The organism is Lacticaseibacillus porcinae (assembly GCF_003946305.1).
GTDB classification, from domain to species: Bacteria; Bacillota; Bacilli; order Lactobacillales; family Lactobacillaceae; genus Lacticaseibacillus; species Lacticaseibacillus porcinae.
The window spans coordinates 254,724-278,919 of the sequence record NZ_RHNS01000002.1; the positions used below are offsets into that span (position 1 = coordinate 254,724).

The window sequence follows — 24,196 nt, forward strand, 5'->3', positions numbered from 1 at the left end:
TCAAATTTACGAAAATGTGAGGCCTAACATGATCAAATTAAACACTGATGCAGCAACATTAGGCAATCCAGGTCCAGCAGGTGCTGGTATTTTGATCGTGGCGAATGGTCAACAAGATCAAAGCCATTTGCACCTACCAAACATGTCAAATCATGAAGCTGAATTTGCCGCAGCCATTGCCGGATTCAAGCGACTTCACGCGTTGAACTTGCAAGGGTTAGTGAGTTTTGCCAGTGACTCCAAGCTGGTGATCCAGTCCCTTGATAAACGCTACGCCAAACACTACCAACCGCAAGTAGACGAATTGTTGGCTTTGATCGAAAGTTTTGATCAAGTGCTTTGGCAATGGGTCCCAGAGCGCGAAAATCGCGGTGCGCATATGCTGGCACAACAAGGATTACATGCCGCCGACTAAAAAATACCCGCATTGCTTCTTATATAGAAGCAATGCGGGTTTCATTTTGTTACAATTAACCTAAGACTTTGAATTGATCGTCTTTGCTCATGGTGTCTTTGTCGCCGGCTGGTGACAAGATCTCACCGAAAGGCATTTGGGCACGTAAAGTCCAACCTTCTGGGATATCGAAAGCTTTAGCCACTTCTTCATCGATCAGTGGGTTGTAATGTTGCAAAGAAGCGCCGATGTGGTTGTTGGCAAGGGCTACCCAAGTGTTGAGTTGTGCAGAACCTTGGCCTTGTTCAGCCCAAGTGGCAAAGTTGTCAGCATAAAGTGCAAAGTCCTTTTCTAATTGGTGAACGACCTTGGTGTCAGTGAAGTACAAGATCGTCCCGTAAGCAGCTTTGAAGCTGGCAATTTTTTGCTTGGTTTTTTCATAAGCGGCTTCAGTTGGCACTTCAGACTTCAGGCGCTTGACCACGATGTCCCACAATTGATCATGCTTGTCACCGAATAAGAAAACGGCGCGCGTGGTTTGGGAGTTGAAAGCCGTTGGGGTTGCTTGAATGGTATCTTCAACCAAGTCAACGATTTCTTGCTTCGAGGCGTTGATGTTCTTGCCTAAAGCGTAAATGGAGCGGCGTTGTTGCAATAAGTTTAATAAGTCTGTATTCATAATTGGGTTCCACCTTTGATTTAAGTATGGTTACATTGTACCAACTTGCTTTTAGTAAGTAAAGCGAATAAGCATAAATTAATTATTTTGTTCGGAGGAACTCATGTCGTTATTTACAGAACTGTTCATGATTTTCTTAATATTAAACACCATTGGCGCGATTTTCACCGTGCTGCGTTCCGTACGGGATATCGCGACAACTTGGGCGTGGCTCTTGGTGTTGATCTTTTTACCTGGGATTGGGTTTGTCATTTATTTGTTTGTTGGACGACGCTTATCTGCGAAAAAAATGCGCCTGATCCAAGCTGAATATGCCAAAGCCTCTGCCGCCTTCGTCCACCTCCAAAAAGCAGCCAATGCCAAAGGTCGCTTAGTCCCTACCACCACTAAGGCGGGACAAGAGTTGATCAATTTATTTTTAAATTTGGCCCGCGCGCCTTTGCTACATAACCAACAGGTGAAATTGTTTTATGATGGCCAAGCGAAGTTTGCATCCTTATTTGCTGATATCGAAGCCGCACAAAACGAGATCTTGGTGGAATACTACACGATTTATCCTGATGCGTTAGGGACACAATTGCGTGATTTGTTAGTCAAAAAGGCCAAACAAGGCGTCACCGTCCGCGTTGTGTATGATGCTTGGGGATCGATGGGCGCAACCGCAACTTGGTGGCGACCGTTGATCTTGGCAGGTGGTTGGGCAGAATCTTATTTTTCATCCAAGCATTTGATCGCAGATTTTCGGATGAATTACCGTTTGCACCGTAAGATTGTGATCATTGATGACAAAATTGGGTACATCGGCGGGTTCAACGTCGGTGATCAATATGTCTCACGCTCTCAGAAATTCGGTTTTTGGCGCGATACCCATCTGCGCATTGTCGGTAACACCGTAATGGCATTAAAAATTCAATTTATTATGGATTATAACGCCACTGTCAGTCACGGTCGTCAACTGCCTTATCCCAGTCAACCACTTGCCGACGCCCCTTTACCGACGCAAGGCGCGATGCAAATCGTGGCTTCTGGTCCTGAATCTGCAGGCCAGCAGATCAAATTCGGCTATGTGAAATTGATCTCTGGCGCCACGAAGTCTGTGTGGTTGCAAACCCCTTACTTGATCCCTGATGACACGGTGTATGATGCGTTGATGAATGCCGCGTTATCTGGCATCGATGTGCGGGTGATGATCCCTGACATGCCGGATCACCCGTTTATCTTCCGTGCAACGCAATACTATGCTACGGCGTTGACCAAAGTCGGCGTGAAAGTCTACCACTATCAAAATGGGTTCTTGCATGCCAAAACCATGGTCGTCGATGGTCATCTTGCGAGTGTCGGCTCGGCCAACTTAGATATTCGCAGCTTCAAATTAAATTTTGAAGCCAATGCCTTTATTTATGATGATGACTTGGCGCAACAGCTACAACAAGCGTTTCTCGACGATCAAAAACACGCCTATTTATTGACGATGGACGCGATCAATGCCCAAAGTCACTGGTTGAAATTCAAGCAACAATTCTCGCGGTTGTTGTCGCCAATCTTGTGAAAACCGCCTAGTGGTGCTATGATAGCTCTACCCCATATCTTGGGGATGACATCGTCTCCTACTATATCTAGTGATATTTCTTGACAGCTACCACAACTGCCAGTATACTTACAATATCTACTAACCAAGAGAGGCGATTTTCCATGAATAACGACGTCACATTATTTACTAAAAACGGTTGCCCGCAATGCCGCATGACCAAAAACTACTTGCGGACGCACGGGATCGATTTTGTTGAACACAACATCAATGAGGAACCTGAATACATCGACTACTTGAAAAACAAAGGTTTCCAAGCAGTGCCTGTACTTGAAGCAGAAGGTCTTGAAGCCTTCTCCGGTTTCCGTCCTGATGCTTTAAAGCAACTCGCCAGCTAACAAATAGGCGCCATGCTCATTCACTTGAGCATGGCGCTTTTTTTGCCTGACAAGAAAAAACGTGCCGCGACTAAATCGCGACACGCTTTTCAATTACCAAATCGTAATGCGTTTGTCTGGGGCTAAATACATCCCATCGCCTGGTTGCACATCAAAGGTCGTGTACCAGTCTTCAAGGTTTTGGACTTGGACATTGGCGCGCAGCTTTGCTGGGGCGTGGACATCGATGCTCAATAGCAATTGCATATATTGCTTGCGGGCTTTCATCCGCCAGACTTCCGCCCAGTTGGTGAAGAAGGCCTTCAAGTCCGTGTCGTCTAGACCTTTAGCAGTTTCCAACGCGGCAGCTAAACCACCAGCATCGGCAATGTTTTCAGATACGACGAGTTTGCCGTTGACGGGACCGGCTTCAGTTTCCAAACCATCAAATTGATCGATCATCTTTTGAGTCAAAATCTTGAAGTGATCGTAATCTTCTGGTTGCCACCAGTCGGCTAAGTTCCCGAATTCATCAAATTGCGCGCCATTGTTGTCGAAACCATGAGAGATTTCATGAGCGATCACGGCGCCGATGCCCCCAAGGTTTTGGGAATCGGATTGCGTCAAGGCATAAAATGGTGCTTGCAAAATTGCCGCTGGGAACGTGATGTCGTTGCGTGAAGGGTCGTAGCATGCGTTGACCAAATGGCCTGGCATTGCCCATTCACCGCGATCAACTGGTTTGGTCAATTGTTGCAAGTGATAGGCGTGACGCGTTTTGGCAATTTCCGTCGCTGCAGTCAACAAGTCTGCTTTCTCGTCAACATGAAGCAAGTCGTATACCGCATTGGCTTTGTCTGGGTACCCCATTTTCAAAACCATGGTGTTGAGTTTGACAATGGCTTTGTCTTTAGTCGATTGCGACAACCAATCAGACTGGGCTAAGCGGCGTTTGTAAGTGGCGATCATTTTCTCGACGAGTTTGGTGACGTCGGCTTTAGCGGCTTCACCAAAGTAAGTCTTCCCGTAGTAAATGCCGATTGGTTCAGAGAACACGCTATTAGCTAAGCGATAAGCGTGCTTGGCTTGAGTTGGTGCGGCTGCTAAACCAGATAAGGCACGCGAGAAGCTCCCGCCTAACACACGTAAATCGTCGGACAAGTAGCCGGTGTTGCTCAGCAATTCGATCACGTAAGCCCAGTGTGCATATTGAATGAAGGAACCCGCATTGAACAATTGCGTGAATTCATCTAAGAAACGCGGATCTGCGACGATCACCGTATCTGGATGTGCAGGCAACAAGGTGTCAGCATATTTTGCAAAGTCAAACTCACCGAATTTTTCAGCGACGTCTGCGAATTTATACGGGTTGTAAGCTTTGGGATAGTCGGCCCATTCTTCTGAAGACTTCACGTGTTTTGCGATTTCCGCATCAAACGCAATGGTGTCGTTCAAATAAGCAGTTTGATCTTCTGGCAACAAATCGGTTTGCGCGAGGATCTTTGCCGCCATGTCTTTCCACAACTCCAGCAGTTGTGGGCCTTGGGGGTTATCGTCAGCGTAATAAGTCGTATCTGGCAAAATGGTACTTGGGCCAGAGACAGTGAACACATTTTGTGCCGTGTTCTTCATATCAGGTTCCACCCCTGCAGAAAATGGCAGTGGGAAGAGATCCAAGTCCAGTTGCGCAGCTTTGGCGTTAAACCCTGCCAAAGAGTCCACTTGATTTAAAGTGGTCAAGCGATTTAACACTGGGGTGATGCCAGCAGCGTCGCGTGCTTTGAAATCTGCGGCTTTTTGATAAAGTTTCACCGCTTCAGCAAAATATTGATCAGGTGCTGGTTTGTCACCTTTGGCAACTGCATCAAAGTCACCCATTAATTTCTTTTCAACATCATCTGCGAGGTCTGCAAAGCCCCCGGTCGTTGGCTTATCATCAGGAATCGTCGCCGTTTTGGCCCATTCACCATTCACGGCTTCATATAAATCATCTTGCACTTTGGTCATTGACAATACCCCTTTCACACATGTGGTTGCTTTTGATTATACCTTTCAAAAAGCCGACTTACCAGAGGTAAGCCGGCTGAGTTTAAGCCCATTTGATGTGCACGATCGCATATTCAGCGACATGCTTGGGGCCTTTTTTGGTGGTGACAGTGATGGTCGAGCGTTCGGCGTAAGGCTTCACTTGGCCTGGGGTGATCGCATCGATCACGCCGTGTAAAGTCGTTTTGTCCATGGTTTTCACAATGACTGGGCGTTTGGTCAACAAAGCATCTTCAAGCAAACTGATGATTTCTGTTGTGCGTTGCGACATAGACTTCCTCCTCTTCGTTGGAAACGATTACACCCATAGTTTACCCCATTAATACCCGGCGCTCAAGTTTACTTGGTGACTATTAAGGGTGCCAGTTTGTTCGAGGGATTCGACATTCGGGAGGAAAATAGCCGCCACTTTCACCCGCAAATGGGTGACTAAACCAGAGATATGCGGCGTCATCCACACCTTCGGCTGCGTCCAAAATGGGGAATCTTGAGGCAATGGTTCTTTTGTGAAAACATCTAGCACTGCCCCTTTAAGTTGATGATCCAACGCTTTCAACAGCGCTGCTTCATCAACACTAGGCCCGCGACCGACATTGATGAACAAGGGACGATTTTGTAATTGATCAAAGAAGTTTGCATCAAAATATTGATGAGTCGCTGCAGTCAATGGCATCACATTGACGATAATGTCCGCCTTGATTGCTGCTGACTTCTCAGTGGTGACGTGATCAAATGGTGGTTTGGCAATGCCGTGGCGATCAACGCCGGTGACTTGCACCCCAAATTGTTGGAGATGCTTGGCAATCGCTGAACCGATGTGGCCCGTGCCATACACCACCGCTTTAGCCTCTTGAAGTTCCCATTGGTTTTCTGGGTGATGATCCCATTGAGTTGAAATTGGAAACATCCCACGAGCAAAGCTTAACACCCCAGCGGTGACGTATTCAGCAATGGCTTCAGCGTGAATGCCTGAAACATTGGCGAGTTGAATGTGCTGCTTGGCAAATTCTGCAAGGGGCAAATAATCAACGCCTGCAGACATTGCTTGAACAAATTTCACCTGATTTGGGCCTGCGATGATCGCATCGCCAATGGCATTCCAACCGACGATCACATCAATCGTCGGCGCCATTTCTGGTTGATAATCGTCTTTTGCAATGAAATGCCAAGTGGGATGTTCACTTTGCGCTTGTTGGACGGTGTCGTCGCGTAAACCAAATAACATTAAAATATTCATGTGTCGCCTCCAGAAATTCAAAAAAGCCAGAGCGCCTGCTCTGACTTCATTGTACAACAGATATCAGCGATTGATCGAACGGGCCATCCGTTCAATTGTGTGACTGATCCCGCGGACTGCGCGACTCAACGCAAAAATATTTTCTAGCGGTGATTCATTGGTCCAAGCCGCGTCACCGATATGTTGAATATCGACGCCACAAACTTTATTGCGAATGGCGATATTTTCGATGTAATGCGCGCCAGAGCCTTCTTGACTCGTCCCAATGGTTGACATCACAAGGGCTTGATGAGCATGTGCAAGTTTGACGATATCGATCATTTCGGCATCGGTCCAACCAGGGACAGTCCCGACCGCAGGTACTAAGATCACGTCAGCACCGGCTTCAAGAAATTGGGCCACGGCTTCATGAGACGCCACGGCTTCATCGACACCTGAGGCATGCATTTTGCCAGCGATCACTAAACCTGAGAACAATTGTTTGGCCAAGCGAACATTCGCGGCGATTTGCTCGTTGGTGACACCTGATCCTGGGTTACCAGTCAGGCAAATGAAGTTAAAGCCGAGTTTCTCCGCTTCACGCAACGACTTCATGGAAGCCGTCCGCCCTTCTGACACCACTGACCGCGTCTCTGTCATCGGGGCTAAGGCGTCGACAGGTTCGAGGTTTACGCCGATAGGACGCCCTACCAGGCGTTGCAAATGTTTGATGATCGAGCCATCGCGGTGAATTTTTGCGGTATCAAGGTCGTTTTCATTGTCATAAAGTCCAACGATGCGGGGATTGAAGACGTCAAACAAGTTGAGCAAAATCATATCCGCACCAAACGCAGCAGCGACTTCAGAAGTCGAGATATCATCCATCACATTTTGAGTGACGACGTTTTCGCTGACAATGACGCGGCCTTCGCTAGCTTTAATGCTGGTTTTCAATTGTTGCGCATTCATCGCTAACATTTCGGAACTGGAAGCTGAGATCAATCGTTTCATGGGATGAGTCCTTTCAACTTAGAAATAATCTTGGAATTGTGGGAGTACGTGGGTGAAGATCGTATCAAAAATTTCAATTTGCGCTGCTGGCAGCGTGACCTTACCACTGCGAGCAAGGTCTGCCATTGACTGGGCGCCAAATGCTGCTTTGGTCAAGGCTTGAATGCTGATGGCATCAGTGGTGTCATCGCTAACTTTGGCAAGCGCCGCGGCGCCTTGATGAATGGTCAATTGCCAAGTCCCAGTGTTTTGTGGCAAATTGTCATCTTGAACGGCAAATGTGAAGGTCGGCAATTCATCAACAAGGTAAGGATACCGCAGCAAAAAGTCATCGAGATTGACGATCCGCGCCATCATGTAAGGCACGACTTGGGCAGTCAATGGATATGGCTCTGGCAACAGATCCCCACGATAACGGGCATCAGGATCGTCAAAGACTAAATGATGGAAGCTATTGCGATTAGCCGCAATAAACGCAATCAAAGTTTGATACGCAACAGGCGTTGGTGCGATCAATTCTTTGACGGTCAATGTGTCTGCGTCGCGTTCATACAACACATAGCCTGCTGGAAGATCTTGGGCATCACGATACAAACCCACATCCCAGTGACGCTTATAAGTGAGATATTCCCACCACCAGTCTTTGCGGATCATGCCGCCAGCAAGATTCATTGACTGGTGCGCGTAGATGGGCTTGATCTTCGGTAATGCCTCGTCCCAGGTCAATCGCTCAACATATCCGACTTTGACTTTTGGATGCAAAGCCGGCATTTTATCTGTTGAGATGCTGTAATGCATATGATTGAAGACTTGTTCATACCCAAACTGCCGGTAGTAGCGATAAGAAAATGGTGCCAGATAGGCAAGGGTCACCCCTGCTTGCAACATTTCAACAAGCGATGCCTGCAATAATTCGCCGGCGCCACCGCTGCCTGCGGCTTCTGGTGCGGTCATCACATCACCGATACCATTCATCGGGTAGTCGACGCCGTGGAAGTTGACGGCTAGTGGCAAGCTGTACAACCCACTGACCAGTTTTCCATGGGCCTTTTTTCCGAAGATCCAACCATGATCATAACGAAAGTTGAAAAATTGTCGGCGAGCTGGTGAATCGGTTGCGTTAAAACAAGTTAAATATAATTGATAAAAGGCGTCGCGTTCCGCGGCTCCGATGCGATGATCAGCCACAATATCCCTACTTTCTATTTAGCTTCGGCTTTGTCAGCGGTTTCAGTTTCATGCGCTAACATTTGCTTTTCAGCAACTTTAAAGAATGGATAGTACCCAGCACCGGCGATGACCAGTTCAAGGGCTGACCAAACGGCGGCCCGCCAGTCCCAACCAGTTGCCATTAAAGGTCCGATGATCGGAGGCATCGTCCAAGGCACCATTGCAGAAGGTGCAGAGATCCAACCAATGGTGATCAAAATATAAGACATCGTTGCCAAAACCAATGGGATCACGATAAATGGGATCATGGTCAATGGGTTCATGACAATTGGGAAGCCAAAGATCACCGGTTCATTGATTTCAAACAACGCAGATGGAAATGCCAAACGACCAAGGTCGCGGTAAGTCTTAGATTTAGAGAACAACATCAAGGCCACTAAAGTAATGGTGGCACCAGTGCCGCCGACATTGACGAATAAACTCGAGAACCCACTGGCAGTAACATAAGGTAATGGTTGATGGTTCGCCAGTGCCGTCCCGTTGGCAGCTAAAAATTGCAAGAAGATCGGATCGGCGATGCCTTCAAGGGTCATATCGCCGTGCACCCCACATACCCATAATACTGATACTAACAGCGTATACACGAGAATGCCAGGCAGAGAATTCATCGCAAACAATAATGGATGGAAAATATTTTGAATCACTTGATTAATATCAATATTCAACGGTTCGCGAACGACCCAGAATAAAATTAAAATCACAAACCCTGGAAGTAACGCAACGAAAGAATTCGACACTGCCGTTGGCACCCCATCAGGCAGTTTGATGACAATGTTGCGTTTGATGAAGAATGAAAAAATCGACACTGCGATAAACGCTGTAATAATAGCTGTAAATAAACCACTGGATGAAAAATTGTCGACGTTTAAAGTATGCTTGTTGCTGAAGCTGGTGATGACAAACGCCATCGTCGCCAGCCCTGCCCCAGAAATTGCATCGACTTCTAAGGCTTTCGCCAATTCATAGCCGATCCCGATCACTGCTAGCAAGGAAATGATCCCAAATGACCCATTGACGGCGACATTGATCATGTCTTCATATGGTTTGATAAAGTTCAACCAAGGCGTGATCGGAATGTTCCCTAAGATCAAAAACACAGACCCACTGATGATCGCCGGTAAGGTCAGCACCAACCCATTACGGATAGATACGAGATACTTGTTGTTGCCGACTTTTGCCATCGGCGGCATCACTTTTTCTTGAAGCCAGGTCATGAAGTTGTTCATGTTGACTCCTCCTCTCAATTTGTAAGAACAAGTTGAGTATATAGCGCTTTCAAAAATAGTGATAACGTTATCACGAAATTTATGTTAGAATTTGGTGGTCAATTATTTGGAGGAACGAATATGGAAAAGCCATTATTGTCTTGGATCGATGAACAAGCGGGGATCAATGCCTTTTTAACTGGAGAAGTCGATAGCCTACCGCTTGGCAATCCGATCGGGGTGACGACTGATTCACTACGCGCGCAACAAGATAGTTTGTTGATGGGACTGGCTTTGTTAGCACGCGAAGCAACAGTGTTGGGACTGCAGACAGAAGTCGCTCATGACTATTGTTGCCAATATTTGCCGATCATTGAAAACACTACCGAATGCACCCTTCCTCAGGTGGCACATGACTTGGCATGGGGCTTGCGGCGGCAAGTGATCGCCATACGTGCCGGAAGGTATTCGCTGCATGTGACGCAAGCGTTGCGCTTTGTCGATCAACATATCGAAGCCAAACTCACGGTGAAGATGATTTCAGAATACACCGGGATCTCAGAGCGCCACCTCGGACAGTTGTTCAAACAAGAAGTTGGGACCACCCTTTCAACTTACATCGCTGGGCAAAAAATCGAGGCCGCCAAGCGCATGCTACGCGATGGTCATGCAACAGTGGCAGAAATTGCAGACACATTGGGCTATGCGAATCCGTCATATTTTTGTTCAAGCTTCCGAAAAGCAACACAAATATCGCCAAAACAATATCAAATGCAACATTAAAACCCATCAGCTGTGTCGGCTGGTGGGTTTTGCTCTGGTTATTGTTGATGACTAGTTTCGAGTGCACGTTCACCTTGTTCAATTTGCATTTTGCGAGTGACGGTTTTGATCACCTTAATGCCTGGGAAGAAGTCCATGTGCTCTGGTCGCGTCAACGCCCAATCGACTTCGCCATATTTCCCTGATAAACGTTTCAAATCAGCTGCGGTATAGCCTATTTCATCAGCAAGCGTCCACATGATCGTCAATTCGCGTTTGTTGTCGCGCTGCAGGCGTTGACCGACTAATAAGGTTGCGATCATGCAGATCATATACAGGCTCCAACCTACAATAGAATCTATATCCAAGCTGAAAAAAATCACCACAGTCACGGCGACCATTAATCCCCCACACAGTTGAATCACCCAGCGATGTCGCATGTCACTACCCCCTAGTTAATCGTCTTCCTTTGCCTTCCGCAACTGCCAACGTTGGATCCCGTACATCATCGCACCCCAAAGTACAAATCCGAGCACGCCGCGGCGAATTGATTCTGGTTTAAATAGCTGGGCAATATACCCAGCTTTACCCATTTCAAGCCAAGACGTAAGTAACCAATACCCGATTCCGAAAAACAAAGCTCGCAAGGCCCATTCAAACTTCAGATGACGAATCGCCTTTTTTGCCTTGGCTTCTGGTAACTCTTGAACAAATACTTTGCGATGAATCAGCACAAACTCCATACCCAAGAAAATTGCACTGGTACCTAGCATTTCACAAATCCATAAGATTGCAGCCACGGTTTCAAAGTCTTTGATCGGCGCCAAAAACATGTACATGCCAAAGCCGAGCAAAAAGATCAACTGGACACCGAAAAATACCATTAATGTCTTCGTTGCGACTTTCCCAAGTTCTTGCTTGAACCGTTCGTCGACGATTCCTCGCCCGCTGAAGAACCACTTTAAAAACTTATCCCCTTTACTCATCTTCATCCCTCCAAAACAACGTGTTCAAATCCGTATGCAACACCCATGCCAACTTCAAACAAAGATCTAGCGATGGGTTGTATTTATCGTTTTCGATCAAGTTGATAGTTTGCCGCGCAACGCCGATCGCGTCAGCTAAGGCCAATTGCGAGAGTTTCTGTGCTTTGCGATACTCACGAACGTGATTCACCACTGCCCCTCCTGTCACTTATATTTGACATCTTTAAGATACAGCGATTGTGGAGAAATGTCAATCATATGTGACATTTTAATTTTCAGTGCGTCAAATTCAATTGTCGCAACTGCCGCGACATCGTTAACGGAAAGGTACAGGATAATTCTTCGGGAAATTGGATCACCCGCTGTTTGAAGTCGATGCTGAGGATCTGCTTAGGATTGATCAAATATGATTTTTTCACTCGCATTAGATCAGGATATGTGTCAGCAATATCGGAGAGTTTGGCATAAAATTCGTACATGAACGCTTCGCCATATAACACCACTTTGTGAGGACGCGCGGCCGTTTCGATATAGTAAATCGCATCGAAATCCACCCGTACCTCACGCGAACCCACTTGAAATTCGAAATAGTGATGCTCGCTGTGGCCGTCACGCCTGATATTGGCGTCAAGTTCAGCTAAAAGTGATTGAATCTGGGCCTTGTCATCATCGCCTTTTCGAATAAAATCCAACGCAGCGACCCGACGCTTCAAGGTTTCATAAGCGAGTTCTTGGTGCGATGTGATGAATACAATTTGCGCATCCAGATCTCGATGGCGAATCTCCACCGCGACATCTATGCCAGTGAGTTCGCTGTGCAAATCGATGTCTAAACAAAACAACGCGTCGGTGAGTTGAGGATGCTGATGTAAATAGTCGCGAATATCTTGCACATCAGTGGTCGCCACTAACACTTCCATATCGTAGGCATTGATCATGATCGTATTTTGAATGATGCGTTGATATTGATTGAGGATGCGTTCATCGTCATCACAAATAAAAATAGGCAAGGTCATGCCAATACCTCCTTGGTTAATACCAGCGACGCCCCATAAAGTTCAGCCGCTATATAGTTGGTCAAGGCGAGTTCCGCGTGTTGATCGAGTAAGGTTTCAACGTTGGCCAAACCAAAGCCACGATTCTCCCCTTTGGTGGAGAAACCTTGCTTGCGCATTTGGGCAACTGGTGGCAACTGCCCAGCATATGAATTCTCGATGATCAGTTCTTGATCGTGATCGCTGTCGATCAGGAGCACTTTCATCTGTTTGTGGATACTATCAGCACTGGCTTCGATCGCATTGTCTAACAAAATGCCGACGATTCGAATCACAGTGATTTCATCGCTAGCAAGTTGCGTGATCGAATTTAAACACTCAAAGTGAATATGAATACCTTGTTGCTGAGCCAAGGTTAATTTCGTCACGATCAAGGTTTTGAGTGTTGGCACTTGCACCCGGGTCAAATCACTGAAACGCAAGACGTTTTGCGCTAAAGCTTGGTCGGAATAGTCATGTAAAGCAGCTAAATATTGCGCTTGCTTGTCATCTTCGGGCTTGCCAGCGTCAATGGCTAAGAGCAAGTTCTTGAAATCATGGCGAAACTGGCGCATTTGATCGTAGCTTTGTTCCAATTGCTTGGTGTAGATACTCATGCTTTCAAGCTGTTGTTTGACTGAAGTGATTTCGGCTTCTTGCTTGTCTTTGCGTAACGTTGCAATCGCTCGAGTTGTCGAGTACGCGGCTTGCGTCAATAAGAAAGCAACGACCAGGAATTCATAGACGCCTTGCGACCGGCGGAGGCGTAAAAACTCAATGACAAACAGCATCATGATCACGACATACACCATTTGTGGGAAAATGATGTTCAATTCACGCTGAGTAAAACGGATCTTTGAAAGCCACTTACTTATACCGAGTGTGGCCAGAATGACGATCCCGTATCCGATCAGACTAAACAACCATTCGCCGTCCATGCTAGCCGTGTACGCGGTATTGAATTCCGGTTTGAAAATGAATAATTCAATCTCAGACCATACACTTGATACCACAATATTGATCAACAATACCAGCACAAACACAAATAATTCCCAGTTGCGTTGCCCAACATTTGCCCGCCAGTGTCGAAAACGGAGCAAGGCAAAAAAAACGCTGAAAGATATGATAAAAACTAGCATGTCGAGGATGGAAATCACTACCATTACCGGCATAACTAAAGCAATCCCGATGTAATACGAGCGTGAATGGATATGCCCGAGATAGCCGACGAGCGCAGATATTATCAAATAGTACAGCGTTTCTTGAAAAATCCCCATTCCCGGACTGACAACCACCATGATCCCGCCCCCACGTGCTTGAATCCCTTTACATTCACTCTACCGCATTTATTTTAGATCGCAATATAAATTTATTTAGGCGAATTGAATGCGCACACGAGGGTGAAATTTTTGATAACAGGCACTTTCAATGCGAACGAAGTGAATCAAGATAATTACTGATCAGTAATGGCAAGATGGTTAAGGCGATAGCGATTCCGTGTAAGGTGATCCCGCGCGTGGAGAGCACCCAACCGATCATCACGATGCCTAAAAGCGAGCTCCCAAGGATGAGCTTTGACGGAAGCGGCTGTGGGTTCGGTGCAGATGCGTGACGCGTATTTTTCCCTTGTGCGATTGCAACGGCACCGCCGATATACATGATGCCAAAAATCAACAACCCAGCGAGCATTGCCAGACGCCGAGCAAGATTCCAATCTCCGATGAAGAAATCGGTAATTGCAAGGACACAGATTGCTGAACCAGTAAGCCCGTATAATGAGATGTACATTTTTTTCATCTTGCACCCCCTACTGCGTTAATCGAACATATACTGCTTGGCAAACTGCTTTGCCGAAACGATGCGATGATTTGTCACATCTAAGACATCCCCAGGATAGCCGAGCACATACATGTTATAGCCAGCAAAGCCACCACCAATTGTACCGATCGCGCCAGATTTTAAATTGGTACTTACAGACGGGTTCAAGGCACTCATTAACACTCTCACATGATTATCCATCCAAACGATATAATGCTTAGCAAAAGCTTCCTCGACCCAATCAGGTTTCGGCGTCGTTTTTCCAATTACCCATACTTCGGCAACTTTGCCATCGTAATGTGTTTTCATAGTTATCCCTCCAAATTGTTAGTGAACTTGTTTCAACTTTCTCCAAGCCCGAAAAGCTAAATTTCCACCAATCATTAATGGAATCAGCCGTGAAATCATCGTATTCCAATCATCGTCTTCAGTGGCGAATTCAATGATGATCAAAATCACCATAAACGCACTGAGTAATAGCCATAATGCAAACTGCCAAATCAATTTTTTGCGATCATGAGACAAAGCAAATCCTCTCCTCTCTTTCTAGCAACTCTACGGAAACGTCCGCATCTGATCGAGCGGCCAGTACCGCCAAACTACTACAGATTCTACTTGCGCTGCAGTCACAAAACCAAAGGCGCGACCGTCATGGGAGACAAAGCGATTGTCTCCCATCACAAAATACTCACCAGCTGGTACGGTTTGGCTGCGGGTCGCTTTGTCTGTCGCAATATTAAAATCACGAGTAAACTGCATACCAGTCGTATCTTTCCCCGTTATTTCGCCCCATTCTTTGATTTCGTTGCGCATGAAACTAGTTTTCAGGTACGGTTGTGCTTGTTTTTGACCATTGATATACAGTTGCTCGTTTACCACTTTGACGCTGTCCCCTGGCAAGCCGATCACGCGTTTCACATACAGTTTATTCGGACGATCCGGGGCATCGATCACAACGATATCGTTGCGTGAAATGTGTTTGTGACGCACAGAGATGACCCCGTCTTTATCTTGCAGTGTCGGACGCATCGAGTCGCCTTGAATCTGGTCTTTTGCCAGCACTTGGGTCATCAACAAGCGACTGCCGGCAAAAGCGATGACGGCGATTAGAAAGAGTCCGATCCACAAGCATGTTTTTTCATCATGCACCTCTCCTATTCAGTCTCACTTCTGACTTCTCCATGATCAGTGTGCCATCGAAATGATGCGTGTGGGTCGAAATGTCCCCAATTGACGTTTATTGGTCTTGAAATGAATCCAGTTGTTGCTTCAGGAGGGTTCAACAAATATTGCTTGGCGAAGCCAATACCGTATGATATACCAGAAGGAGAATAAAGCGTTTGCAATTAAGTGCAACGCTGAAAGAAAATTACTCGGAGGCACACATTATGGAAAAACTACGATTCTCGATATCGTCTCTGATGTTTGGTACTTTCATCGTTGGTTGCGGCTGGATGCTATATGTTTATGCGGAGCAAATTGGTGGCATCGCATATATGATGATTGGGCTCTCTGCCATATTGATAGGCTTGATCTTACCTGGAAAATTTGCGGATACAGGGAATTCAGATCTGGCAATTTTGATTTTTCTAGCACCAATGTTGAGCTTGAGTCATCAAACTGCTTGGATCATAGGCGTCTCAGGCTTCATTTGTTTGATCGCCATCGTGCGAACAGTCTGGACTCGTCGACGGATGCAACACCTACTTGCTCAAATGTGGCACTTGGTCGATCAGTATGGTTTTACTGTGGGACAAATTCAACAAGTCGCCATTGCCGCAAACAAATCGGCAGATTACCCCGAAGCAAATTGGTTACTGACTCGTGCAGAACATCCACACTTTTATCCCAATGCCAAAGCAGTTCGAGCGATCGTGGATGCGATGCAAGTTGGGCGCATGGTATAGATATAATACATGAGCTGCAAACAAAACGACGACTCTAGGCAAGAAACATTGTCTCAAGTCGTCGCTTTTAAAATGCATCGTTAACGTTCGATCAAATAATTTGCTGGATCACTGTAATACTCACGATATTGCTGAATGTTCTGCCAATGGCGCCAAGTGACTAATCCTATCGCAATGATTAACGCGACGCCGATCCAGCGGATGCTTGAAATTGGCTGCGTGAAACTCGAAATCATGAACAAACCGAATAACACGATTTGTGTATATGCCCATGGTTTACGTGCTTTGAGCGCAAGCGCCCAGCCATTGCGCTGAAGCTCTTGCATCAATGGTGCATTGACTTCAAAGGCTGCAAACAAAGTCGCCATCATGGTCATGATCCACAATTCATTGGTGAAATTGGCTTGTTGCAGCTGCATCAGCAAGGAATCGTCTTGTGCTTGCAAAGCATTTTGGACTGCGCGCATCGTTTGTGCTGTTTGTAGCGACCGCAGTAAATAGCCGCTACCGATCACGGTCAGACAGGCAAAGATCCAGTACACAGAATTTAAGATTCGTTGGGTGCGGTTTTCCATGATGTCTCCCTCACGACACTAAAATGTAAGCCTTTTAATTGATTTTAATGGAGCTGCCATTAAAAGGCAACGTGAATAAGCGATGTCGAACCCACTGGGGAGTATCCTGAACGCTAAGGCATGGAAATTCGCTTGACTAACTGCTGATAACATGCGAAATTAAGAATTAATTATTCCGTTCTCATTGGAGGGTTGTCAATTGAGGCGCATGTATTTTGCCATTGTGCTGATCTTGGAATTGATCATTTTATTGCTTTTCCAAGACCATCTCGGCCATGCTTTGCCGGTTGAATTGAATGTCTTCACCGGATCGATCGTGATGTCGGCAAATTATTCAGATGGGATCTTGCTGCCAGCGATGTTGTTGCTAATGGGCATTCACGTTGCTGCATTTGGTTTACAAGCCCTTTCGCAAGTGTTTCAACAGCGAGAAGCGACCTTCTCTGAGTTAGACGCCAAGTTGTTGCATGTTTTCAGTGTTTATCTGGAAGGCTTCTCCATCATCTTGATGTTTTATCTATTCAAGTTTGCGCTGAAAGGCATTTTGCTGATGATGCTCAGCTATGCCTGCTTGGCAGTCGTTTTGCTTGAATTGGGACTAGCGTTTAAGGCGATGCATAGCGGGCAACACAACTAAGGATTGAACAACACCAAACACAAACATCGCGGTTTCTAATAAATACAAACAAATCATGCTGACCGTCACGAAAATTCCACCGATGAACGCAAACAATCATTGATGCGTGCCTATTTCAAGGGTATACTTAATTCCAGATATCGATAAATTTTTCAAAAAAATTCGACCGGCCGGTCAACAGAAAAAGTCTTCGCCAGAATCGCAGTTTGCGTATCTGGAACGCTATCCTTTCGATAGTTGATGATTTCTGATGACCAGCCGGTTTTTTGCGCGCAAAATTCGAATCAAATCTAGGGGGAAGCACACACTTGTTCTAGGAGGAGTTCATTTTGAAAAAGCTAACGACTCTTACCATCATCGCAACATCCGCATTGCTACTTGTAGCTTGTGGCAACAATTCTTCATCTTCTTCGAAGGACTCAACTGGTTCAAAAGACAAATCCGCATCCGTCTCAAAGGCTAAATCATCTTCTAAAGCCAAAGCGGCTTCGGAATCTAAGGCTAAAGCTGAATCCAAAGCCAAAGCTTCATCTGCGGCGGTAAGCTCAAAGGCTAAAGCTGACGCTGAATCACAAGCAGCCGCATCTTCCAGCGCAGCAGCTTCTTCCAGCGCCGCTGCATCCAGTGCTGTAGCGGCAAGTTCACGAGCTGCTGCCACCAAGGTCGTTCCTCTAACGCTTAGTGACAGTAACTATGTCGTCCAGACTCTCTTCAAATTTAACCAACAAACGCCAATCGGATTCGAACCAACTCTTGGCATCACACCAGACATCACTGCCCCGTTCAACTTTACTTCAGGCGTTCAAAGCGACGGCTCTTACGGACTACCTTGCTATGGTGGCGCTAAAGGCATGAACATTTACCTTGTTACGAAGTACGCCAATGGATCAGCAAAAATTGATGCATACTACGGCTCGGTTCAAGACACGACTGACTTTAAGACTTGGCAACATTCTACCTACACCACCACTTTTGCGACAACAACCTACGACTTTTAACCTCTACGCACAATTTGCGAGCTTGGCTTACTTGCCAGGCTCTTTTTGTGCTCCATGGATCTAATGACAAATCTTGTCACCTAATTGGAGTCACTCATCACGTCATGATCACCAATGATGACTTAAACTTTCGGTTGATGAACTACTCGGGAATAAATTCCCGAGTTTCCAAGATCATTGTGAAAACATCGTAAACTGCAAATCATAAGAAGTGCTCATGATCTTAGAACCATTATGGGAAACCCCGTACAACAGCTAACCCAAACTAACCTGCATATCTTCTGGTATGCAGGGCGGTGTTCTTCGAAAGCGACACCCCATTCCATTGCAATTTAGTCGCGGCGCTTGCTAGCTCTCAACCAATAATTCGTCAAAATAATACACCAACCGATGACGTTAAAGGAGACACCCAACACAAGCATGGTAGTTCCCGATAAATACAAACAAATCATCCCGATCATCACAAAGATCCCACCGATGATCGTGATCAACGTATTTTTTGTCATGCTTCCCCCACTTCTCCAAGTGACCAGACTACCCCTAGATCATTAGCTTTAATGTAAGCCTTTTCTATCATGTGGTCAACTGAATCCCTGTTTTGACGGTTTCCGCTGGTCAAACGCGTTTGCATGTCGTATACTTGTCTTCCACCTTAATTGACCGCAACTGCTGAAAAGTAGTCACGCGGCGACGCAGCAACACATTGGGTAACAAATGTCGCCCGCAGGTAGTGATACCTGCCGTCAAATTAAGGAGGATGTTGTCATGTCACACAAGTCAACCAAGTTACCAAAAGAACTAGTCAAAGGCGCAAAGCTAGTGCCGATCGATCCAGACATCAGTTCAGTCGTTGCACCAGAGCCTGATGTGCTTGAGGCATTTTTAATGCAAGAAGCAACTGATCTCAAGATCCGCGAACACCTCAAGTCAATTACCGACGAAGACACCAAAAGTCAACGGAGGTAGTGGCCATGACGGTGCAACCACACTTCGAACTGCTCGACGACAAAACCGACGAAACCATCGCGTATGGCCCGCTGGCGTTGATCCAAGAAGTCGAGAGGAAAATGCTTTGGGCGCATTACACCCCGCAAGCCGATCAACAAAAGCTTTCCGATCCTTGCAAGTACGCCTTGGCGGATGAACCACCATTCTTAGGCGTTTGGGAAGTTTGTCGCTGGAAGCTACGCGAGTTGTTTGGCGAATGGACGAAGCCGTGTTACTGGGAGATCATTCAAGATCTGTTAGGGTGCACGCTGTTTTTAGTGGTCAATGATCACCTAAAAGCCTTGCCACCATACGACTATCCCGAATACTGGAACGAGTATCTCTATTTGAAAGAGCCTTGTTCCGGTGTTCCGGAACAGTTCATGGCAGAGCTGCCGCAATATTTAGACGATCCAGTCGCCTATAACGCTTCAGGCATTCGGCCTTGGTTGTTTTGGACAAGCCTTGAAGATATTCAAGGCTTTACTGAAACCACCTTTCCAAAGCCTGGAGACGGGATCAAGTTCGATTGGTAACCAAAAGCCAGTCAAGCTGCGAAACTTCGCGGTTTGACTGGCTTTTTTTGAGGTCAAGAATTTGTTCCCCTACCAGCGTAAATCATCTAGTCAGCAACTTCATCATTCGTTAAAATAAGGACAGGAGGCGGATGATCAATGACAGACTTAGGGACACTTTTTCAAAATTTTCGATCCGCTCGCCAGATTTCACTACGCCAGGCAGGTCAAGGCCTTGCTGCTGCGACCATCAGTCGATTTGAACGCGGGATCGTCGATATCAAAGCGCCATATGCCTTTGCATTAATGACAAACATCGGCTTAGACGCCACTGAGTTAGATTTTTTACGCGGGGAGACCTTCCCTGATCCTTACCCAGCCTTCATTCGCGGTGATTTCAAACAGTTGCATGACGATGCTGAGGCTTATCTTGCGCAACATCCGCATAATTCGCTGACTGATTTGATCGAAGCGTCGTTGCCATTTTTAATTCAACCAGCGAAGCCAACGCCTGCACTTGAACAACAATTAGCAGATCTGCTGGCTTACCCATTGCTTTGGAGTCAAGTTGAAGCCACGATCTTGATTGCAGTATTGCCATATGCAAGCGTTAATTTCTGTCAACTGATTTGGCGACGGATCGGCAGTTTTGCAGTTGCACATCCGAATTGGGAACAACTCACCGTCGCGACTAGTGCGTTGACGTTACTTCAACACGAGCCGCTGCAAAAAACGATCCATGCAGATTTAGTTGCGTTACTTGAAAAAAACCGGCGTGCTACCCGAAACTTGTCAACCAAACCACTCCTCACAGCAGGCACGATTTTAGGAACCTCAGCTACTCTCGATTCGCAACTCGACGCACTGGAAGCTTTACATGCTGATTCCTTGGTTGATTACCTCAAGCGGGTTTCGAATGCAGTCAGCCACCCTGTTCCCGCTTGGCATAACGACGCATTGAAAGATCACTATCAACCTAAACTTGAGATCCACACTGATCAATCGATGATGACAGGCCCAGTGCTGCGACTACTTCGCAAACAACGCGGACTCACGCTTGAGCAAGTCGCCACTGATTGGAACGTCTCAACGCAAAGTCGCTTTGAAGCGGGTAAAATCGATTTGAGCTTCACCAAACTATTAACCTTGCTTGATACGCTGATGCTACCATTGAGTCGTGCAGTGGTGGGCCTCGACAGGATCTCCTCATTTGAACATTTGCAACGCCAATTTGCGGATATGGGTGAAGATATTACCCATCACACAAAAGCAGACTTCCTCACCCTGCGCGATCGGTTCAAAGCAAACCATAGCGATATGCCATCTGGGCTACTTGACATGCAACTGTACGCCGTCGAAACCTCGATCGCACGCTTCGCACCGACTTTGTACGAAGGAAGCGAAGATGCGCCGGAGCTTTCAACTCAAAGGCAAGACGCAATCATCAACTATGTGAACTCGCTGCCTGCACTGAGTCACTTGGACGCCTTGTTGTTGGTGAGGATCTTACCTGGGGTCGACAGTAAACATATTTCTGCGATGACTCAGGCGATTTTATCAAAATGTCAGGTGTTAACGCCGGCGGAGTCTGTGTTGTATCAACGGATGATGACCTTAGCATGCGGTCCACTATACTTTCAAAAAGGTGACCTGCTGCGCAACGTTGCTAACTTTTTCACCTACCATTCACGCTTTGATGCGGACTGGCGAATTCAACGGCACTGTTACCATGTGAAACTTCTCGCTAATGTCTTCGAACGCCCAGACGATCAAACCACTCAGCGCGCACATCAGTTTTTGGAAGCCTTTAAAACCGTGATTCACTTTCCAAATCTTCCGTTTATGCCAGATCGTTGGATGCAATTTGCCATTGATCGCGATTACGATAAACTGGAACACTAAACAAACATAGACCCGCATACACTTCGATTTTAAGGGTATGCGGGTCTACCTTTTGGTCCAAACACAAGGCGGTTATCTTTTACGCGATTAGAACGCAACTGGCAAGATATCAGCGCTGACGCGGTGCTCTTTGGGCCTAATATTGAAAGTGAACATGATTTTTTGCTTGCCGTTCATCCGTGCAAGCGTTACACTACAAGATAGTTAACTAACCTCATTTTCAAAAATTGATCGGCCGATCACAAGAAAAGTCTTACCTCAGATATGAATTTGCGTATCTGGAACACTTGGAAATCACCAAGCAAAGATTGTTTCTCACATCGGCCGATTTTTTGTGGCCTCGTTTGGGGCGAGTCACTTTGGAGTTAAACATACTTTAGGGGGAAAATTGATGAAAAAATCTACTTTAAAGAAAACCGCATTTACTGTCGCCGCTGGCGCTGCATTATTCGCACCTGCCATCTTAGGTAGTCAAAGTGTCAGTGCTGCTAGTGAACCACCTATCATCTACAATGACGACGGCACAGTCAACTGGGACGCCACTGACCAGGCAGCCATTAAATGGGGCGATGATAACCAAAAAGCCACCGATAAAGCCGACGGTGTTGACGACATTACCAAGTCTGACGAATGGAACGACACCGAAGCTGGTTCAACTGCCGCTCAACAAGGTAAAACCACAACGGATGGCGATTATGTGCCATCATATGACTGGGTAACCGGTGCAAATGAATTAATTGACCAAGCAAATGCCAATGCGATTAAGTACGATCAGGAAAACAACACCATCAATGGTGCTCAGACTATGACTGATCCTAATGCATCATACACGACGAATGCTGACGGCTCGCAAACTGTAGAGTCCACGACACCATCATCCACAACCAATACCACGACTACAACGCCAACCGAAACTACTTCAACCAGCACTACTGCGCCTGCTCAGTCAAACGATGCTGCTAAGGCCACTGAGAGCAACACGAATCAAGCGACTGACGAATCCGATACGTCATCACAAGCAACCGATGATTACCAACCTGGTGCACCTGCTGACCCTAACACGGCAACTGGTGTTTACGTCAACAACGAAGGTGGCATCACCACTGCTATCAGTAAAGACGCAGACGGCAACACTAACACCATGATCGATGATCTCAACAACGGAGTTACGACTTACACAATCACCGATCCTCAAGGCAATGTCATCAGCAAGACCATCACTTCTGACGCAACTGGCGAACCCGTTGAATTAAACGCAGATGGCTCGATCAAGTCCTCACCTGCCGATCCTAACACTTCAACTGGCGTCTTCGTCAAAAACGACGGCACTGATGCTGGCTCCACTTCAATTACTGGCGACACGACTGACACTAACGCCCAAACCGGTGATAACAAGACCTCAACCACTAGCACGGACAAAGATGCCACTACCAAGTCCAAAGACGCTAAGTCCGGCGCAACTAAAGGTGCTGAGGCCAAAGCTACTGCTTCTAACTTAGCTGCTAAGGCTGGAACTTCGACGACTGCCGCAGTTGCTGAAGCCGCTGATAAGACTGCTACTAAGTCTACTGCTGCAATGCCTACCACTGGCGATGACGTAAATGTCGCATTATCTGCCGCTGGCGTTGGTTTAATCGCTGCAATGGGTGCATTTTTCGGCTTCAAGCGTCGTCGCGCCTAACCACTTAACTTAATAGAAGAAACACGCCTTAGGTCTGGTAGTAGACCCGGTTCAATGTTCGTTGGACCCCTTCTAGCGAGCAGATCGCATAACGACAGGCCCCCACCACGAGCCTCAGTCGTCGTGATCCGGTTGTGAACTTCAAAATGAAAGCTTGGCATAACTGCCAGGCTTTTTTTAATCACGTGCCAAAATGCCTCCCAAAAGTAGAAATTCTACTTTTGGGAGGCATTTGTTTTCGTTTAGTTTGGTCTGGCGGAGCGAAGTGAGATCAAGTCAACTTGAAATCATCACGAACAGACTCATACCTAGGCCAGCTTAGTTCTGTTAGCGTTGAATTCTATTCCAAAGAGGATTGCGGCAAACAGCAATGGTACACCAACTTGCGCCCATAAATCAGTCCAAGCTTTGTGATAAATCAACGCTAAGACAAAAAGTACAACCATCAGCCCAATCGCCCGCAATTCGAATTTGGGGTGATAACTTTTGTGCGCAATGATTTGGAAGATACCGCTGGCAAACATGCCCACTGCGGTGAGAAACCCAATTAACTCCGTGAACACGCTACCCTCGTTCATGCCCAAAACTGCTATGACGCCAATTAAAGAGAGAAGCAAAGGTGAAAATCCAGCCAGTAACGCAATGATACCTGAGATCAGCTTTGCAATTTTCATGTCCATCCTCCACTTGGGGAAAGAATAATTTCCC

Annotated in this window: 31 protein-coding genes; 11 read left to right on the forward strand and 20 right to left on the reverse strand. The window is 46.5% G+C overall.

Annotation, left to right across the window (positions count from 1 at the left end; translation table 11 throughout):
* Positions 1–28: 28 nt before the first annotated feature.
* Positions 29–415, forward strand: coding sequence for a ribonuclease HI family protein (locus EKM92_RS03535; RefSeq protein ID WP_125707932.1), 387 nt, complete (start codon positions 29–31; stop codon positions 413–415).
* 55 nt (positions 416–470) lie between these two features.
* Here the strand turns inward: EKM92_RS03535 and EKM92_RS03540 are convergent, their stop codons facing one another.
* Positions 471–1,073, reverse strand: a complete 603-nt coding sequence (locus EKM92_RS03540) for a nitroreductase family protein (RefSeq protein WP_125707934.1) — start codon at positions 1,071–1,073, stop codon at positions 471–473.
* 103 nt (positions 1,074–1,176) lie between these two features.
* Between EKM92_RS03540 and cls the strand changes: the two genes are divergently transcribed.
* Entirely contained in the window at positions 1,177–2,622 is a 1,446-nt protein-coding gene (gene cls / locus EKM92_RS03545; protein ID WP_125707936.1) for a cardiolipin synthase, read from the forward strand.
* Between the two features lie 143 nt (positions 2,623–2,765).
* Positions 2,766–2,999 (forward strand): glutaredoxin-like protein NrdH, encoded by a 234-nt coding sequence (nrdH, locus tag EKM92_RS03550; protein WP_125707938.1) that lies wholly within the window; start codon positions 2,766–2,768, stop codon positions 2,997–2,999.
* 93 nt (positions 3,000–3,092) lie between these two features.
* Here the strand turns inward: nrdH and EKM92_RS03555 are convergent, their stop codons facing one another.
* From EKM92_RS03555 to EKM92_RS03580, 6 genes are all read right to left on the reverse strand, one after another.
* A complete protein-coding gene (locus EKM92_RS03555) occupies positions 3,093–4,985 on the reverse strand; it encodes a M13 family metallopeptidase (protein WP_125707940.1) in 1,893 nt (630 codons plus the stop codon).
* An 82-nt stretch (positions 4,986–5,067) separates the two neighbouring features.
* Positions 5,068–5,295, reverse strand: a complete 228-nt coding sequence (locus EKM92_RS03560; protein ID WP_125707942.1) for a hypothetical protein — start codon at positions 5,293–5,295, stop codon at positions 5,068–5,070.
* 48 nt (positions 5,296–5,343) lie between these two features.
* The gene (locus EKM92_RS03565) at positions 5,344–6,261 is read right to left on the reverse strand and encodes an NAD(P)-dependent oxidoreductase (protein ID WP_125707944.1); all 918 of its coding nucleotides are present in this window, start codon (positions 6,259–6,261) and stop codon (positions 5,344–5,346) included.
* 63 nt (positions 6,262–6,324) lie between these two features.
* On the reverse strand, positions 6,325–7,251 hold the full coding sequence (locus EKM92_RS03570; RefSeq protein WP_125707946.1) for a DUF7916 family protein: 927 nt from the start codon (positions 7,249–7,251) through the stop codon (positions 6,325–6,327).
* 18 nt (positions 7,252–7,269) lie between these two features.
* On the reverse strand, positions 7,270–8,439 hold the full coding sequence (locus EKM92_RS03575) for a GNAT family N-acetyltransferase (protein ID WP_125707949.1): 1,170 nt from the start codon (positions 8,437–8,439) through the stop codon (positions 7,270–7,272).
* 14 nt (positions 8,440–8,453) lie between these two features.
* Complete coding sequence (locus EKM92_RS03580; RefSeq protein WP_125707951.1) at positions 8,454–9,707, reverse strand: PTS sugar transporter subunit IIC; 1,254 nt, start codon at positions 9,705–9,707, stop codon at positions 8,454–8,456.
* 120 nt (positions 9,708–9,827) lie between these two features.
* On the opposite strand from EKM92_RS03580, the gene EKM92_RS03585 reads away from it, so the two are divergent.
* Positions 9,828–10,469, forward strand: a complete 642-nt coding sequence (locus tag EKM92_RS03585) for a helix-turn-helix domain-containing protein (RefSeq protein ID WP_164509880.1) — start codon at positions 9,828–9,830, stop codon at positions 10,467–10,469.
* Between the two features lie 38 nt (positions 10,470–10,507).
* On the opposite strand, the gene EKM92_RS03590 is transcribed toward EKM92_RS03585, so the two are convergent.
* The 9 genes from EKM92_RS03590 to lepB form a co-directional block, all read right to left on the reverse strand.
* Positions 10,508–10,888 carry a hypothetical protein gene (locus EKM92_RS03590; RefSeq protein WP_125707956.1) on the reverse strand — a complete coding sequence of 127 codons (381 nt, stop codon included), beginning with the start codon at positions 10,886–10,888 and terminating at the stop codon, positions 10,508–10,510.
* Positions 10,889–10,903: 15 nt separating this feature from the next.
* Positions 10,904–11,434 (reverse strand): DUF3278 domain-containing protein, encoded by a 531-nt coding sequence (locus tag EKM92_RS03595; RefSeq protein WP_164509881.1) that lies wholly within the window; start codon positions 11,432–11,434, stop codon positions 10,904–10,906.
* On the reverse strand, positions 11,427–11,624 hold the full coding sequence (locus EKM92_RS03600; protein ID WP_125707960.1) for a helix-turn-helix transcriptional regulator: 198 nt from the start codon (positions 11,622–11,624) through the stop codon (positions 11,427–11,429). The genes EKM92_RS03595 and EKM92_RS03600 overlap by 8 nt, the downstream gene beginning before the upstream one ends.
* Before the next feature lie 85 nt (positions 11,625–11,709).
* Complete coding sequence (locus EKM92_RS03605) at positions 11,710–12,450, reverse strand: LytR/AlgR family response regulator transcription factor (protein ID WP_125707962.1); 741 nt, start codon at positions 12,448–12,450, stop codon at positions 11,710–11,712.
* Positions 12,447–13,568 carry a sensor histidine kinase gene (locus EKM92_RS03610; RefSeq protein ID WP_164509882.1) on the reverse strand — a complete coding sequence of 374 codons (1,122 nt, stop codon included), beginning with the start codon at positions 13,566–13,568 and terminating at the stop codon, positions 12,447–12,449. The genes EKM92_RS03605 and EKM92_RS03610 overlap by 4 nt, the downstream gene beginning before the upstream one ends.
* A 325-nt stretch (positions 13,569–13,893) precedes the next feature.
* A complete protein-coding gene (locus EKM92_RS03615) occupies positions 13,894–14,265 on the reverse strand; it encodes a hypothetical protein (RefSeq protein ID WP_125707966.1) in 372 nt (123 codons plus the stop codon).
* Between the two features lie 18 nt (positions 14,266–14,283).
* Positions 14,284–14,595 (reverse strand): role in replication, encoded by a 312-nt coding sequence (locus EKM92_RS03620; RefSeq protein WP_125707968.1) that lies wholly within the window; start codon positions 14,593–14,595, stop codon positions 14,284–14,286.
* An 18-nt stretch (positions 14,596–14,613) separates the two neighbouring features.
* Positions 14,614–14,811: a hypothetical protein gene (locus tag EKM92_RS03625; protein WP_125707970.1), complete on the reverse strand. Its 198-nt coding sequence runs from the start codon at positions 14,809–14,811 to the stop codon at positions 14,614–14,616.
* Between the two features lie 30 nt (positions 14,812–14,841).
* Positions 14,842–15,414: a signal peptidase I gene (lepB, locus tag EKM92_RS03630; RefSeq protein WP_225420709.1), complete on the reverse strand. Its 573-nt coding sequence runs from the start codon at positions 15,412–15,414 to the stop codon at positions 14,842–14,844.
* 260 nt (positions 15,415–15,674) lie between these two features.
* On the opposite strand from lepB, the gene EKM92_RS03635 reads away from it, so the two are divergent.
* Positions 15,675–16,193: a hypothetical protein gene (locus EKM92_RS03635; protein WP_125707972.1), complete on the forward strand. Its 519-nt coding sequence runs from the start codon at positions 15,675–15,677 to the stop codon at positions 16,191–16,193.
* Positions 16,194–16,273: 80 nt separating this feature from the next.
* Here the strand turns inward: EKM92_RS03635 and EKM92_RS03640 are convergent, their stop codons facing one another.
* Positions 16,274–16,768, reverse strand: coding sequence for a hypothetical protein (locus EKM92_RS03640; protein WP_125707974.1), 495 nt, complete (start codon positions 16,766–16,768; stop codon positions 16,274–16,276).
* 199 nt (positions 16,769–16,967) lie between these two features.
* Here EKM92_RS03640 and EKM92_RS03645 point away from each other — a divergent pair, with 199 nt between their 5' ends.
* Entirely contained in the window at positions 16,968–17,405 is a 438-nt protein-coding gene (locus EKM92_RS03645) for a hypothetical protein (RefSeq protein ID WP_125707977.1), read from the forward strand.
* 313 nt (positions 17,406–17,718) lie between these two features.
* On the opposite strand, the gene EKM92_RS03650 is transcribed toward EKM92_RS03645, so the two are convergent.
* Positions 17,719–18,063: a hypothetical protein gene (locus EKM92_RS03650; protein WP_125707979.1), complete on the reverse strand. Its 345-nt coding sequence runs from the start codon at positions 18,061–18,063 to the stop codon at positions 17,719–17,721.
* Between the two features lie 193 nt (positions 18,064–18,256).
* Here EKM92_RS03650 and EKM92_RS13560 point away from each other — a divergent pair, with 193 nt between their 5' ends.
* Entirely contained in the window at positions 18,257–18,403 is a 147-nt protein-coding gene (locus EKM92_RS13560) for a hypothetical protein (RefSeq protein WP_164509883.1), read from the forward strand.
* Positions 18,404–18,735: 332 nt separating this feature from the next.
* Here the strand turns inward: EKM92_RS13560 and EKM92_RS13565 are convergent, their stop codons facing one another.
* Entirely contained in the window at positions 18,736–18,909 is a 174-nt protein-coding gene (locus EKM92_RS13565) for a hypothetical protein (protein ID WP_164509884.1), read from the reverse strand.
* Positions 18,910–19,168: 259 nt separating this feature from the next.
* Here EKM92_RS13565 and EKM92_RS03655 point away from each other — a divergent pair, with 259 nt between their 5' ends.
* From EKM92_RS03655 to EKM92_RS03670, 4 genes are all read left to right on the forward strand, one after another.
* A complete protein-coding gene (locus EKM92_RS03655; RefSeq protein ID WP_125707981.1) occupies positions 19,169–19,369 on the forward strand; it encodes a hypothetical protein in 201 nt (66 codons plus the stop codon).
* 5 nt (positions 19,370–19,374) lie between these two features.
* Positions 19,375–19,926 (forward strand): hypothetical protein, encoded by a 552-nt coding sequence (locus EKM92_RS03660; protein WP_125707983.1) that lies wholly within the window; start codon positions 19,375–19,377, stop codon positions 19,924–19,926.
* 138 nt (positions 19,927–20,064) lie between these two features.
* A complete protein-coding gene (locus EKM92_RS03665; RefSeq protein ID WP_125707985.1) occupies positions 20,065–21,807 on the forward strand; it encodes a helix-turn-helix transcriptional regulator in 1,743 nt (580 codons plus the stop codon).
* A gap of 391 nt (positions 21,808–22,198) precedes the next feature.
* Positions 22,199–23,488, forward strand: coding sequence for an LPXTG cell wall anchor domain-containing protein (locus tag EKM92_RS03670; protein WP_125707987.1), 1,290 nt, complete (start codon positions 22,199–22,201; stop codon positions 23,486–23,488).
* A 308-nt stretch (positions 23,489–23,796) separates the two neighbouring features.
* On the opposite strand, the gene EKM92_RS03675 is transcribed toward EKM92_RS03670, so the two are convergent.
* The gene (locus EKM92_RS03675; protein WP_125707989.1) at positions 23,797–24,162 is read right to left on the reverse strand and encodes a hypothetical protein; all 366 of its coding nucleotides are present in this window, start codon (positions 24,160–24,162) and stop codon (positions 23,797–23,799) included.
* Positions 24,163–24,196 lie beyond the last annotated feature (34 nt).